Raw genomic sequence first — 13,163 nt, forward strand, 5'->3', positions numbered from 1 at the left:
TCTTTAGGACCTCCCCACAAACGCGCGGAGGTCCTGCGCGAATTTCGATATGCCTTGAAGCACCAGAAGCAGCCCACCGATGATCATGACCATTTTCATCGGCCACAAGGGGACTTCCCACTCGTTGAAGCTGATTTCGCCCCAGCGGATGTTCGGGTCAGTCCACTGCGCAAGGTTCCAGCTTGTGATGACTTCTCCAAAGCCGATCTCGCCCCGGGCCCAATCCGAAATCAGCGAGTTTCCTGAGGGAACGGCAATCGCGTCGAACGCGAAAATCCAGGACGTCACCAAAAGCGTGCCGGCAAAGATGAAGAAGAAGACCGAGGTCAGCAGATCCACGATCGCCTTGCGGCGGTTGGAAAGTGGCGCGTAGAAGATGTCGACCCGGACGTGGGATTCCGTCAGCATCGCATAGGAGCCCGCAATTAGGTATTGCATGCCGAACATCAGGTACATGGCTTCATGCGCCCAGTTCGTGGGGCTGCCGAAGACATAGCGGCTCATAACCTCGAAGTAGTAAACAATCACCGCGATCACAGCCCAATAGGCCACAAACTCGCCGCAGAAGAGCGAGAGGCGGTCGATCCATCCGGTCCAGCCGCTCGACACGTAACTCGCGTCGTCTTTCCGCTCAGCCTCTTCAAGGGCTTTCAGCTTGAGCTCGGCTTCGCTGAGCTCCGGTTCTGGCGGCAGGTTGGCGTTGGCCTTGCGCACAAGTCCGGGCAGAAGGATCGCGTCGATCGCCACCCCGGCCAGGATAAGCCAGAAGGCATATTTCGCGATGTTTTGCCAGAATTCCAGATTGGCTTGCGCTTCTTCAGCCGCCGGCCGTGCGGTTTCCAGGTCCGCTTCGGCCTCGGCCATGCGTTCGCGGCCTTGTTCGATCCTCTGTTCGGCTCTGCGGACATCGCGCTGGGCACGCCGTTCGGCGAAGCTCCCGACTTCAGCTTCCGCGAGCTTTTGGCGCATTTCCGGCAGTTCAGCTTCGGCAGAGGTAACCCTGCCGCCTTCACGGTCAAGTGTCCGTTCTGCCTGGCGAACGAGGTTGGACATGTCGGAGGCGACCGACCGGGCATCCTGCCCCTGGGAATTGGCAAAAAGAATGACAATGAAGACCGGGATATAGAGCAGGCCGATCATGCTTTTGAGGTAAAGCCTGTGCAGTCCCAATATGCCGCCGGTTACCAAGATGAAATAGCCCAAAACGGTTGAATATGTCCGTTCTTTGGGTTTTGGCCGCTTGGCCAGAGTTGCCGCGATGATCGGAAACAGGATCAGGCCGAGCCAATAGGCCCAGTGCGGCAGAGTGAAATCCAATTGAGGCATGCCTTGTCCTTCCCCCGGGCAGTCGCAGTTTCCATGCAAGGAGGCGTCTGCCCTGACACCTGTTACCGCTCGGCTTTATGAAAAGCCGCACAGCTCAGGGTGGCGTGCATTGTTGTTCGGCGAACCTAACGTTGAGGTGAGAGGTCCGCGCAGTTTCCTGCGCGGACTTGGTGACTTCCTACGTAGCCGGTTTGTGGCTTAGAGCTTCAGCTCAAGGCCTTCCGTCAACGCCGGATCAACATAGCCCAGCGAGCCGGACATCATGTAGTCGAGCTGCATTTTGAACACACGGGCGCTGTCTGCGTCGCGGTTTGCATAGTTGAACCAGATCGGAACAGCGACCTCGGTCATCAGCTCGACGTCGTCCTGCGTCAGGCGGGTAACTTCCGTGCCGTCTGCCTCGAACTTCGCCCAGGCATCCTGGTCGGCCTTCTGGATCGCAGCGTGGTGTGCGTCGGAGTAAACATGTGTCTCCATCTCGACGAATTGCTGCATCTGCGGGCTGAGCTTGTTCCAGGCGTCCATGCCGACGGTGATGTCCATGATGTCGACCGGCTGGTAAAGCGACATGAAGCCTGGAGGACCCATGACAATGTAGTCGGTAACCTGGCTGAACCCGAGGGCATAGTTGACCGCCGGACCCACATAGTCGGCAACGTCGATGGTGCCTTTTTCAAGGGCGGGGAAAATCTCGGATCCCGGCAGAACGGTTGTTTCTGCGCCAATCTCGGTGAAGACCTCGGCAACCATGCCGCCCGGCAGGCGCATCTTGCGGCCGCGGAAGTCATCGATAGACCGGATCGGAACCTTGGAGTGGATGATGTTCGGGCCGTGGTGTACCGGGCCGACGAATTTCATGCCTTGTTTCTCGTACAGCTCGCGGGCGATATCTATGCCGCCGAGGCCGTAGTAGAAAACATCAAATTCATGCGGGTTGCGCAGGCCAAGCGGGATCGATGTCAAGAATGTTGCCGCCGGAATGATGCCCTGCGCGTAGATCGTAAACGGGTTTACGGCGTCAAGAACACCGTTTTTCACCGCGTCATAGAGCTGAAAGTCACCGACCACGTCGTTCGCGCCGAATGGCTGGAACGCCAATTCGCCGCCAGTTTTCTCGACGATCGTTGCGCACCAGTCCTTGAAGATCTGCAGGCCAGCGCCGCCTGGCCAAGACGTCTGGATTTTCCAGGTGGTCGTTTGCCCTTGGGCGGTCGCGATGTGCGGGGCTGCAAGAGTCGCGGCACCGGCAACGCCAGCGCCCGCGATACCGCGAAGTGCGTCGCGGCGGGTCGTAAGCTTCGTCATAAATTCCTCCCAAATTCGCTAGGGAGAGATCATCTGAAGAGCGTTTCGGCAGGCCTCCCAACCGTGCCGTGGAGTGTGCCCGTTGTTCTATTTTTCGAAGCAATGCTACGAATTTTCAACAAAAATAACGGGTTATTAGATTGCCCTCAGTTTTTTATCTCCCAGCAAGATAAAAGGATAGGACAGTTTCAAAGTTCGGCAACTATGCGATCTAAGATAAATATTTTTTCTTTTTTGGAAATAATCAGTTCGACTATCAATTTATATAAGCGTAATGGAAACTATCCTTTTTGAAAAGTTATCTGTCAGCGATGACGACCCGGTCAGCCCAAAGCTGCCAGGCCTGTCAGATCTGCGAGAACTGCCTTTGGGGCAAGGTCGGTGTATTCATCCGGCATTCCGGTGCGGTTCATCCAGACCGTCCGGAAGCCAAAAGCGGTTGCGCCGGCAACATCCCATCGATTGGAAGATTGGAAGGAGACTTCTTCCGGATAGATGCGGAAGTGGGTCGTCACCATTTCGTAGGTTTGCGGGTTGGTCTTGAAGGTCCGCAGCTCATCGACGGAAAAGATCTCGTCAAACAATTCGGTGAGTCCTGCAGCTTTGGCCGCTGCGTCAAGCATGGCCGGTGACCCGTTGGACAGGATCGCGATCTTGGCACCCGTTGCTTTCAAGTCGGTCAAAACCTGCGGGACTTCCGGATAGCAATCCAGTTCCCAGTACGCATTCAGGAGGTCGTCTTTCATTGACTTATCAGCCGTTGGGACCAGCGCAAACGCGGTATCCAAACCCTCCTGGGTCAATTCCCAGAAATCCTTGTACTGGCCCATCAAGGCCCGCACCCAGGAATATTCCAGCTGCTTCTCACGCCACAGAGAGGACAGCCGTTGCGCATCGGGACCCAGTTTGGCTGCATGTTTGCGCACAGCGGCATGCACATCAAACAAAGTTCCATAAGCATCAAAGACATAAGCGGCGTGAGCCATAACGGATCCTTCAGCACAAGAAATACACGAACGCGGCAGAGAACCTTGAACCTGGAACAAGGTCAAGCAAAAGCCGTACGAATAAAATCAAATGTTCATCGCCGTTGCCATCCCATCACGGCTGGGCCTCAGGGAGCTGCACGGAGCCGTCGTCGTTGACGGTCCAGAACGGGTTGAATGCGATTTCCAGCAGATGCCCGCCGGGAACTTCAACGTAGGAAGAATATCCTCCCCAGAACGCCTCTTGTGGGTTTTTTATTGGGCGGGCACCTGCAGCAACCGCCTTTTCAAACATCGCGTCGACATCGCCGCGCTCTTTGGCGTTCCATGCCAATGTCATCGCACCGAAGGTGGCATCCGTAACCGTCGTGCCGATCTCGTCCTCAAGCGCGCTGCGATCATAGAGTGCAAACACGCCGCCAGGTATCTGGAAAAACACGACATGCGGGGAGGGCGCGGCATTCACCTGCCACCCCAATCCGGTCTCAAAAAAAGCCCGTGTTGTCATGATATCGGGAACAATGAGGGTGATCATTGAAATGCGCTGATCCATTACGAGAATCTCCAATTAAAAGAACAAAGAATGAACAAATTATCTAGTGCACGGAATTCTTGCAAGCACTGATCGCAATTTCGCGCCTCAAAGAAATTGTTCATTGGCGATAAGTGGGACGCCTATCCTGCTCAATCGCAATAAACTCGTCTGGAAAAAAAAATCCTGGTTTGCGTGATCATGAGACCGATTCCGGTCCCATAAAGTCAGCTGGAGGAATAATATGACTTGCGATCCAGATGTTGTGGGTAAGCTATTGACCCGCGGGCGGTGGCGGTGTTCTGTCCGGTCACGGATAACAAACACCCAGAATGATCGAAAGGGAGAACGATGAGCGGCTGGAGCGACACCTGGACCTGGATTGACGGGACTTGGCACGAAGGGAATCCGCCGATCATGGGCCCGCGAACCCACGCTTCCTGGCTCGGGTCAAGCGTCTTTGATGGCGCCCGTTTTTTCGATGGCGTGATGCCGGATATCGATCTCCATAGCCAACGGGTGAACGATTCCGCAGTCGCTCTCGGCATGAAGCCAACCATGAAGGTTGGGGAGATGGTGGAGCTGACCAGGGAAGGCTGTGCCAAGTTCGGCAGCGACAAGCAGATCTACGTCAAACCGATGTACTGGGTCGAAGGTGACGGGCCAGGTGTCATCAGCGGTGATCCGGACAGCACACGGTTCTGTTTGTGTCTGTTCGACGCACCCATGGCACCGAAGGATGCAGCGTCCAGTATCACACTTTCTCCGTTCCGCCGTCCGACCATGGAATGCATGCCGGTCAATGCAAAGGCTGGGTGCCTTTATCCGAACAATGCGCGTGCGATGCTGGAGGCCAAAGGGCGAGGCTTCGACAATGCCGTAGTCCGCGACATGCTGGGCAATGTTGCAGAGCTGACGTCTGCGAACATCTTCATGGCGAAGGATGGGAAAGTTCATACCCCGGCGCCGAACGGCACATTCCTGAACGGGATCACCCGCCAGCGCGTGATTCATCTGCTGCGGTCTGCCGGCTATGACGTCTTTGAGCGCACACTCGGTTATGACGAGTTTTTGGAAGCCGATGAAATCTTCTCAACTGGCAACTACAACAAGGTGACGCCGGTCAATCGGATCGAGGAACGTGATCTGCAGCCAGGCCCGATCGCCGCTCGGGCACGGGACCTTTATTGGGAGTTCTCCCACGCCTGATTGGGGCCGCTCAATTGAACAGACAAAAGCCCTGCAATGCGTCCATTGCAGGGCTTTTTGTTGAGCTTTAGCGCCCGGTCAGTTCTGAACGCGAACCGGCTGAACCTTCGGGGTAACGAGTGTCGTGTTGGCACGCTTGGCTTTCGTGAGAGCGGAGCGTTGCATGGATTTGACCTTGTAGCCTGAGAGTGTTCCAAGGCTTGCGCTGTGCACGCTGTCGCAATGGTTCAAAACTTCATCGTAACAGCTGTTCGGGTAGCCTGGTGTGGTCTGGTTACAATGAGATATCCAGTTGTTGTAGCATTCGCCAAGTGTTGAGCCATCACTTGGTGGTGCAGCAAACGCTGCTGTTGCGCCGAATGAAATAGATCCTGCAAGTGCAGCAGTTTTAATAATTGAATTTACAAGTTTCACATCTTTCTCCCAAGTCATTTGCAGTCGTCATTGACTGTGACGCGGAATGTAACGGCGGAATTCTCCTTCTGACGTGTTCTAAATCACACGTTTTCAATTTAGATAAAATTCGATCATTTTTTGGTGAGGGGCGCTTTGCAGTAGCTCATAGCCCGGCAAGGGCGGCGGCGATCACAAGAGCAATGGCTGCGGCAATGGATGGTGCCTGGAAGGAGCCCGTTACGCCATGCAATTGCCCGGCGATCCATGGTCCTGCCGCCTGACCAAGGCCGAAACTGGCTGTCAGTGTCGCCAGCATCTGGCGAACTGCGGCCGTCCCGGCTTCTGCGGTCAAACGGCGTCCTTCGGCGAGACCAAGGGCCGTGATGCCCATAAAGGTTCCGCCCAGTAGTGCTGCTCCGATCAGAAAGATAGCTGGCGAGGTGCTGACCGCTGTCATTGCTACGCCGCCTGCTTCTACAAGGCATGCCAACGCGAAGGCCCGGCGGGCACCGAGTTTGGCGGCGATCAAGTTCCAAACATAGATTGATGGCGCTGCCGACAGACCGACAACCAGCCAGACATAAGGCTCGATGTCTGTCAGGGACGGGGTCGTGCGTGCCATGACCGAAACAAAAGTCGCGGTGATGACATACCCGAATCCAAACAGACCATAAGCGGCGACCAGACGGATAACCGTTGGAGACCAGGTGCGTCTACCGTCTTCTGGGGTGCGATTGTCATCTGCCGGGGCCGTCGGTGAAGCGTTTGATCTTGTCGGAACGAGAACGATTGCCCCGGCCAGAAGGATTGCGGTCGCCAGTCCGCTTGCGAGCCACAAGGTTTGCCAGTCCGTAGCGTTGTGATTGAGAGCCGCGATCAGGACAGCGGAGAGGGCAATGCCAATGCCAACTCCAGAAAAATGCACTGCAGACAGGGCGCTGTGACCGGCTGTGGTCAGCCGTTCCAATATAAGAGTGGTCGAAAAAACGAGAACAAAGGCGCTGGCCAGGCCACTGATGAAGCGAATCATCATGAAGAACCACACATCACTGGTGAGGGCCATGGCTGCACTCGTCAGAGCACTGAGCGCGAGCCCGGCAAGGAACCAGGTTCTGGGTGTTCCGCCCAAAAAACGGGATGCGCCGATCAGAGCGCCAGTCAGATAACCGAGGAAATTCGCAGATGCGATCAGTCCGGCCGCACTCGGCGTCAGCGGGATGCCCTCGGCCATGGAGGGGAGGATCGGGGTGTAGACGAACCGTCCAATGCCCATGGCCGCGGCCAGCGCCAGCAACCCACCAAGCGCGAGGCAAACCGAACTCCAAAAGGACTGTTTCATGGAAGGATGTCTTGTGTCTGGAACGGCGGGCGGAAATATCCGAAACTGTTTGTAGATGCCGGTTTATGGCCCTGCAAGCCTTCAACTGAAGGGGGGCATGATTGTGTCTAATCAAATTGTCTGGTGTGCAGATAAGTATTATTAACAGTTAAAACAAATATTCGCGGCACTGGACGTGCGTAAAAGCGACATGGTTTCACTTCGGAAATTTCTTATTCATTGTTCGTTCGTAGTGTTGGCACGCTCACTCGTGAGCACGAAACACTTTTAAATTTAAGGCAGGACGAACACATGCGTCTTCTATTGGCTACTGCGACCGCAGCCTTTCTCATGAGCCCCTTGGCCGCTCAGGCCGAGACCGTAAAACTCACGACGCTGGAATGGCCGCCTTACGTGATGGCTGATGCCAGCGGTCCGAGCTCGGACGCTGTCAAGGCAGCGTTTGAAAAGGCCGGAATTTCCGCTGAAGTGGCTGTTTTCCCTTGGAACCGGGCAATCAACCTGGCGCAAAAGGATCCTGAGTGGATCGGCGTTTACCCTGAGTATTATGCCGAAGACAGCGATGCGGAAAAGGGCGGCGACCGTTGCCTGTTTTCAAAGTCTTTCGGTGTTAGCCCGGTTGGGTTCGTTCAACGCAAGGATTCAGACTTCACTTGGTCGTCCCATGACGATTTGAAAGCGCACAAGATCGGCGTTGTTCGGGGATACAACAACGAAGAGAAGTTCGACGGCATGGTGGCAGCTGGCGACATCGCGGTCGAGGAAGCTGACGACGATTCGCAGAACATTCTGAAGGTCGCGGGCGGCCGTGCTGCTGCAGGCGTGATCGACAAGCTGGTTTTTGAGCATCTTGCGCAGAACGATCCGGCTGTTGCGAAGGTTGCCGGTGATCTGAAGTTCAACGACAATCTGCTCATTGAACACGGTCTTTTCATCTGCTTCGAAAATTCCGATGCCGGAAAGGCGGCGCGGGACAAGTTCAACTCCGCTCTCTGACGAGCGCCAAAGAGCTCACTAAAACATGGAAAGCGCGGCACGCTGCGCTTTCCAGACAGTTCCGATTACCCGCGGTGTAATACGGAACATAACCGAGAGAATTTGATGCGCTGCGCATTGGCCTTAAGTGCCTTGATCATTGCAACGTCTTCGCTGTCCTTTGCGTCTGACACGCTGAGGCTGACCACGCTTCACTGGCCGCCTTACGTGGAAGCGACGGGCGAGGGGCCGAATACCGACACGGTGCGGTCAACGTTTGCGAAGGCTGGGATAGAGGTTGATGTTCAACTGTTTCCCTGGAACCGCGCAATCATGCTTGCCGCTGATGACCCGAACTGGATCGGTGTTTATCCAGAGTATTATTCGGCTGACATAGACGCGGAAGCCGATGGTGACCGATGCCTGTTTTCAAAACCTTTTGGCGACAGCCCAGTTGGCTTCCTGACACCGTCAACCAGCTCATTCGACTGGGAAACGCACGATGACTTGCGATCCTTCGTCATCGGCGTGGTTCGAGGCTATGTGAATGAAGCAAAGCTCGATCAGTTGATTGCCGATGGGGAGATCGTCGGCGAACTTGCCGAAAACGACACACAGAATATCCTGAAGGTCGCCGCCCGGCGGGCTGATGCCATTGTGATCGACAAAAACGTCTTTGACTATTTGAAGGCCGAAGACGCTGGCGTGGCTTTCGTGGCGGACAGTCTGAAATTTCACGAAAAGCTACTGATCAATCACAGCCTTTATGTGTGTTTTGAGAACTCACCGGCCGGCCGTGACGCGCGGGAGCTGTTCAATCGTCATCTGACAACGTCGAGTGACGAGGGCCAATCCGACCCTGGTCTACCGAATACGCAATGAAAACTTGAAACCGGCCTTTGGGGCATGACCTCAGGAACAGAGTAGAATTAAGCGTTGCATTAGCTCAGCGGTGAACGCCAGCCAGCCGCAACTGCTTCTTCTTCGGAGCAGAACCATCGTTCTCCCGCAGCCTCGTTGATCCGTGTCCGGCTGTAGTGCGGTGACCAGGGTGTGTGGTAGATCCGTCCGCGCGCCGAAATGTTCCCCTTGATTGGACAGCCTGCCGGTGCTTTTGACCCTGCAACTTGCCATTTTTGCTGCCTAAAGTCCCAAGGGGCTTCAGCAATGCCCGCCCAAAGACCTGCGCCATTCAGCCGAGCCATTTCCTGTTCGGTCCGATAGGCATCAGAGTATCGCAAGAACGCATATGCCTGACCGTCTGCGACCATGGCTTTGTTCAGGTTCTTTTTGCCGGAAAAACAGGTGGCGAGTTTCCGGTCATAGGCGTCGTTTTCATTTCCCCTGCACGTGACATCACCTTGTTTTATCAGTGATTGCAGGTGTTCCTTGGCAGTCAGGCCGCATCGATAGCTTTTGCCCGCAGACGTGAGGCAGGTTTGGGTGAGTTCGGGTGCATCAATTCCTTCAAGGCGGACCCGCTCTCCGTTCATAACGAGCGTGTCTCCGTCAACAACCCGAACGTCAGCCGCCTGGATCTGCTGGGGCTGCGACGCAGCGATAATCGTAAAAGCAAACAGCCACAGGGCTGGCCTCACCGCGCCAGGATAAACACTGCCCATGTTGGAAAAACTCAACGAATCAAATGGTGTAACAGACGGATTCTTGCCCTGATCGCACCGCTAGAACAACAGAACTGACCGCCAGTGCGACCGATGTCTGTGGATGGACGCGGGCGCATCTGAAGTGTGAAGTGTCTGTCTTCGGGCTTCCTTAACGGAAGATGTGGTTACGTACCGCGTCGAATTGTACGGCGGACGGAACCACACATGATTGAGAAACTGGAACGGGCCCTGGCGCTTGGGGCGGCTTGCTGGAAAGTGTTGCTCCTTGACAAGGAGATGCTCTTGTTTCCGATCATGAGCGCCTTGGCACTTGCTCTTGTGATTGGGTCCGGAGGCTGGGCGATTTACACGACGCCCGAACTTCAAGCTTTCTTCCAGAGCATCTTCGACAGCGAGCAGCCGGATCAGGATCCGCGGTTCTGGGCGCTGATGTTCGTTTTCCTGTTCATCAATTATTTCATCATGATCTTTTTCAACGCGGCGCTTCTTGGCTGTGCCCTGATCCGGTTCGCCGGGGGAGATCCGACGGTCATGGACGGTCTCAGCCTGTCCATGCGCCGACTGCCGCAGATCCTGCTTTGGGCCTTGGTGACAGCATTTGTCGGTTGGGTTCTGCAGCTTCTTGAAAGCCGGTTGAAGGGGCTGATGCGCTTTTTCATCAACTTGCTCGGGGCCGGTTGGGCTGTTGCCACGTATTTCGCCGTGCCGATTTTGGTGGTGGACGGTGTCGGTCCGGTGACCGCAATCAAGCGATCAGTTCAAGCCGTTCGAAAAACCTGGGGCGAGGCGCTGGTTGGACATATAGGCTTGGGGGCTTTGAATTTCCTGATTTTGATTGTGGCGATGCCAATCTTGATGCTTGGGATCTTTTCCTTTGAGCAAAACCAGGCTTTGGGCAGTGGTTTGGCCACTGTGGGCGTGACCCTGATCCTCATCGGGTCTGTCGTGGTGACCACGCTCAGCGCTATCTTGCGGGCTGCGCTTTATATCTACGCCGTCGAGGGGGAGATGCCGCTCAACTTCGATTCCCGGTTGATCCGGAACGCATTTCAGCCGGACAAGCGATAAAACAAAGAAAATTTTTCTTTATTTTCAAAACGCGCCTTGCCGAGCGCAGGTGACGAACCTATTTTGCGGCTCAACACGGTACGCGGCCGTTTTGGTCAGCACCGCTGTTCATAGAACACATGAGGAGTTTGCCATGTCTTTTGAATTGCCTGATCTGCCGTATGCTTATGACGCTTTGGCCCCGTATATGTCTGCAGAAACACTCGAGTTTCACCACGACAAGCACCATCAGGCCTATGTCACCAAAGGCAATGAGCTGCTCGCTGGCAGCGGCCTGGAAGGCAAGTCTCTGGAAGACGTCGTAAAAGAAAGCTTCGGCAAAAACGCGCCGCTCTTCAACAACGCCGGTCAGCACTACAACCACATCCATTTCTGGAAGTGGATGAAGAAAGACGGTGGCGGCACCTCTCTGCCGGGCGCTCTGGCTTCTGCGATCGACAGCGACCTTGGCGGCTACGATAAGTTTCGTGCGGACTTCATTGCAGCTGGCGTCGGCCAGTTCGGTTCTGGCTGGGCATGGCTGGCAGTCAAGGACGGCAAACTGGAAATCATGAAAACCCCGAACGGCGAAAACCCGCTGGTTCACGGCGCAAGCCCGATCCTGGGTTGTGACGTCTGGGAGCATTCCTACTACATCGACTACCGCAACGCGCGTCCAAAGTACCTGGAAGCCTTCATCGACAACATGATCAACTGGGACTACGTCCTGGAGATGTATGAAGCTGCAACGAAGTAAACCTTCGCTTCTGTGACGTTTCAGCCTCCGGCCTCAATCGAGACCGGGGGCTTTTTTGTCTTTGGCAGGCGACTGCGCACTATTTCTTGATAACGGTTGTTACACTTCAAAGCTTGCAACGTCCGCAACTTTCCGCTCCCCTAGACTTATGCGGCTGCCGGGATGGACGCTCCCACACGCAGATCCGCTTGAGCAAAGCTGAGACCTGTCAGTGAGGAGAGGACCATGCGGACCATTTCGAAGTGCATTTCCATTGTTTCGATCGCGATTGCAGCCAGCCTTGGAGCGGCCCAGGCGGACGATGATCCGATTGGTGACCGGCAGGCGATTATGTCGTCCGTTGGTGCAGCTGCTGGCCTTGGCGGCGGCTTGATGAAGGGCGAAATCGCCTATTCGCCTGCTGCCGGAAAAGCGGCCATTGCCGCCATGCGTGCAGCCTCCCTTACTTTTGGAGACTATTTCCCGGATGGATCAAACGCGGGCGACACAGAAGCCGCGCCGGCGATCTGGGACAACCGGGCCGGATTTGACGCCGAGATCGCGAAGTTCGCTGCTGCGACCGGCACTGCGATGGAAGCAGCCGGACGCGCCGGACCAGCCGATCTCGATGCTTTCAAAGCGGCGATGGGGCCTGTCTTTGGCACATGCAAGTCGTGCCATGAAGGGTTCCGGGTCAAGAACTAGGATCTCCGGGATCCATAATTCGGGGTGAGGGGAGAACCGTCATGAAAAAGCTCTTGCTGTTCATGATCGTGCTGGGCGTCGCTGCGGCGCTCGCGGGCTGGTTTCTCTCCGCCCCAACCCGGTTGGACGAAAACACAGTTGCCAATCTCGGACCCGGCGATCCCGTCAATGGTGAGCTCGTGTTCTGGGCATCTGGATGCAGTTCTTGCCACGCCGCACCTGAAGCGAAAGGCGATGACAAGCTGAAACTCGGTGGTGGGCTGCGTCTTGAAACTCCGTTTGGCGTTTTCGTGGCACCAAATGTCTCGCAAGACCCGAATAATGGTATCGGGAATTGGTCGGTCGCTGATTTGGCCAATGCGATGACACATGGGACATCTCCGGATGGCCGGAATTACTACCCGGCCTTCCCGTTTGCCTCTTACGCCCGGATGGATCTCGCGGACATCAATGATCTCTTCAGCTTCATGAAGACCCTGCCAGCTGTCGAGGGCGATGCCGGGCCGAATGAGCTGGCCTTTCCTTTCAACATCCGGCGGGGCGTCGGGCTTTGGAAACGAATGTTCCTGGACCCGGCTCCGGTTGTTGCGGCACCTGTCGGTGGAGAAGATGTGGATCCCGCAGTTTGGGAGCGGGGGCAGTATCTCGTGGAAGGCCCGGGCCATTGCGGGGAATGCCATACGCCGCGCGATTTTGCTGGCGGTTTGATCCTTTCTGACTGGCTGGGCGGAGCACCGGCTGCAACGGGTGAGGGGCGGGTGCCGAACATCACCCCTGTCTCGGGAGGATTTGGCAGCTGGAGCGCATCCGACATTGCCTACTACCTGGAAAGCGGATTTACACCGGATTACGATTCTGTGGGTGGGGAGATGGTGCCGGTTCAGGAAAACATGGCCCGCCTTCCGGCCTCTGACCGCGAGGCGATCGGGGTTTATTTAAAAGCAATCCCGGCTGTTTCGGGCGCTGCCCAATGATCGCAAGT

14 protein-coding genes are annotated in these 13,163 nt (G+C 55.7%); 7 read left to right on the top strand and 7 right to left on the bottom strand.

Features of this window, described 5'->3' with window-relative positions; genetic code table 11:
• Window positions 1-3: 3 nt before the first annotated feature.
• From ACQY4Z_RS20620 to ACQY4Z_RS20635, 4 genes are all read right to left on the bottom strand, one after another.
• Window positions 4-1,326 (bottom strand): TRAP transporter small permease subunit, encoded by a 1,323-nt coding sequence (locus ACQY4Z_RS20620; protein WP_428524421.1) that lies wholly within the window; start codon window positions 1,324-1,326, stop codon window positions 4-6.
• Window positions 1,327-1,524: 198 nt separating this feature from the next.
• A complete protein-coding gene (gene dctP, locus ACQY4Z_RS20625; protein WP_409692399.1) occupies window positions 1,525-2,631 on the bottom strand; it encodes a TRAP transporter substrate-binding protein DctP in 1,107 nt (368 codons plus the stop codon).
• A gap of 323 nt (window positions 2,632-2,954) precedes the next feature.
• Window positions 2,955-3,617 carry a haloacid dehalogenase type II gene (locus ACQY4Z_RS20630; RefSeq protein ID WP_055671345.1) on the bottom strand — a complete coding sequence of 221 codons (663 nt, stop codon included), beginning with the start codon at window positions 3,615-3,617 and terminating at the stop codon, window positions 2,955-2,957.
• A gap of 115 nt (window positions 3,618-3,732) precedes the next feature.
• Window positions 3,733-4,170 carry a VOC family protein gene (locus ACQY4Z_RS20635; RefSeq protein ID WP_428524424.1) on the bottom strand — a complete coding sequence of 146 codons (438 nt, stop codon included), beginning with the start codon at window positions 4,168-4,170 and terminating at the stop codon, window positions 3,733-3,735.
• A gap of 330 nt (window positions 4,171-4,500) precedes the next feature.
• Between ACQY4Z_RS20635 and ACQY4Z_RS20640 the strand changes: the two genes are divergently transcribed.
• Entirely contained in the window at window positions 4,501-5,358 is an 858-nt protein-coding gene (locus ACQY4Z_RS20640) for a branched-chain amino acid aminotransferase (protein WP_428524426.1), read from the top strand.
• A 78-nt stretch (window positions 5,359-5,436) separates the two neighbouring features.
• On the opposite strand, the gene ACQY4Z_RS20645 is transcribed toward ACQY4Z_RS20640, so the two are convergent.
• Entirely contained in the window at window positions 5,437-5,772 is a 336-nt protein-coding gene (locus tag ACQY4Z_RS20645) for a hypothetical protein (RefSeq protein WP_428524428.1), read from the bottom strand.
• Window positions 5,773-5,917: 145 nt separating this feature from the next.
• Window positions 5,918-7,093: a YbfB/YjiJ family MFS transporter gene (locus ACQY4Z_RS20650; protein WP_428524430.1), complete on the bottom strand. Its 1,176-nt coding sequence runs from the start codon at window positions 7,091-7,093 to the stop codon at window positions 5,918-5,920.
• A 291-nt stretch (window positions 7,094-7,384) separates the two neighbouring features.
• On the opposite strand from ACQY4Z_RS20650, the gene ACQY4Z_RS20655 reads away from it, so the two are divergent.
• Window positions 7,385-8,089, top strand: a complete 705-nt coding sequence (locus ACQY4Z_RS20655) for a substrate-binding periplasmic protein (protein ID WP_428524432.1) — start codon at window positions 7,385-7,387, stop codon at window positions 8,087-8,089.
• A 105-nt stretch (window positions 8,090-8,194) separates the two neighbouring features.
• Window positions 8,195-8,950, top strand: coding sequence for a substrate-binding periplasmic protein (locus tag ACQY4Z_RS20660; RefSeq protein ID WP_428524434.1), 756 nt, complete (start codon window positions 8,195-8,197; stop codon window positions 8,948-8,950).
• Window positions 8,951-9,009: 59 nt separating this feature from the next.
• Here ACQY4Z_RS20660 and ACQY4Z_RS20665 read toward each other — a convergent pair whose 3' ends face one another.
• Window positions 9,010-9,690, bottom strand: a complete 681-nt coding sequence (locus ACQY4Z_RS20665; RefSeq protein WP_428524436.1) for a thermonuclease family protein — start codon at window positions 9,688-9,690, stop codon at window positions 9,010-9,012.
• 207 nt (window positions 9,691-9,897) lie between these two features.
• Between ACQY4Z_RS20665 and ACQY4Z_RS20670 the strand changes: the two genes are divergently transcribed.
• The 4 genes from ACQY4Z_RS20670 (at window position 9,898) to ACQY4Z_RS20685 (ending at window position 13,155) form a co-directional block, all read left to right on the top strand.
• Complete coding sequence (locus tag ACQY4Z_RS20670; protein ID WP_428524438.1) at window positions 9,898-10,761, top strand: DUF6159 family protein; 864 nt, start codon at window positions 9,898-9,900, stop codon at window positions 10,759-10,761.
• 133 nt (window positions 10,762-10,894) lie between these two features.
• A complete protein-coding gene (locus ACQY4Z_RS20675) occupies window positions 10,895-11,497 on the top strand; it encodes a superoxide dismutase (protein ID WP_008192782.1) in 603 nt (200 codons plus the stop codon).
• 225 nt (window positions 11,498-11,722) lie between these two features.
• A complete protein-coding gene (locus ACQY4Z_RS20680) occupies window positions 11,723-12,181 on the top strand; it encodes a c-type cytochrome (RefSeq protein ID WP_133946717.1) in 459 nt (152 codons plus the stop codon).
• Window positions 12,182-12,222: 41 nt separating this feature from the next.
• Window positions 12,223-13,155 carry a c-type cytochrome gene (locus tag ACQY4Z_RS20685; protein ID WP_428524441.1) on the top strand — a complete coding sequence of 311 codons (933 nt, stop codon included), beginning with the start codon at window positions 12,223-12,225 and terminating at the stop codon, window positions 13,153-13,155.
• Window positions 13,156-13,163: the final 8 nt, after the last annotated feature.

This window comes from Roseibium sp. (assembly GCF_965276855.1).
Lineage (GTDB): Bacteria > Pseudomonadota > Alphaproteobacteria > Rhizobiales > Stappiaceae > Roseibium.

Coding starts and splice junctions, on each gene's coding strand:
- ACQY4Z_RS20665 (WP_428524436.1), bottom strand. CDS start 9,690: ATGGGCAGTGTTTATCCTGGCGCGGTGAGGCCAGCCCTGTGGCTGTTT.
- ACQY4Z_RS20660 (WP_428524434.1), top strand. CDS start 8,195: ATGCGCTGCGCATTGGCCTTAAGTGCCTTGATCATTGCAACGTCTTCG.
- ACQY4Z_RS20675 (WP_008192782.1), top strand. CDS start 10,895: ATGTCTTTTGAATTGCCTGATCTGCCGTATGCTTATGACGCTTTGGCC.
- ACQY4Z_RS20620 (WP_428524421.1), bottom strand. CDS start 1,326: ATGCCTCAATTGGATTTCACTCTGCCGCACTGGGCCTATTGGCTCGGC.
- ACQY4Z_RS20635 (WP_428524424.1), bottom strand. CDS start 4,170: ATGGATCAGCGCATTTCAATGATCACCCTCATTGTTCCCGATATCATG.
- dctP (WP_409692399.1), bottom strand. CDS start 2,631: ATGACGAAGCTTACGACCCGCCGCGACGCACTTCGCGGTATCGCGGGC.
- ACQY4Z_RS20655 (WP_428524432.1), top strand. CDS start 7,385: ATGCGTCTTCTATTGGCTACTGCGACCGCAGCCTTTCTCATGAGCCCC.
- ACQY4Z_RS20680 (WP_133946717.1), top strand. CDS start 11,723: ATGCGGACCATTTCGAAGTGCATTTCCATTGTTTCGATCGCGATTGCA.
- ACQY4Z_RS20670 (WP_428524438.1), top strand. CDS start 9,898: ATGATTGAGAAACTGGAACGGGCCCTGGCGCTTGGGGCGGCTTGCTGG.
- ACQY4Z_RS20640 (WP_428524426.1), top strand. CDS start 4,501: ATGAGCGGCTGGAGCGACACCTGGACCTGGATTGACGGGACTTGGCAC.
- ACQY4Z_RS20630 (WP_055671345.1), bottom strand. CDS start 3,617: ATGGCTCACGCCGCTTATGTCTTTGATGCTTATGGAACTTTGTTTGAT.
- ACQY4Z_RS20685 (WP_428524441.1), top strand. CDS start 12,223: ATGAAAAAGCTCTTGCTGTTCATGATCGTGCTGGGCGTCGCTGCGGCG.
- ACQY4Z_RS20650 (WP_428524430.1), bottom strand. CDS start 7,093: ATGAAACAGTCCTTTTGGAGTTCGGTTTGCCTCGCGCTTGGTGGGTTG.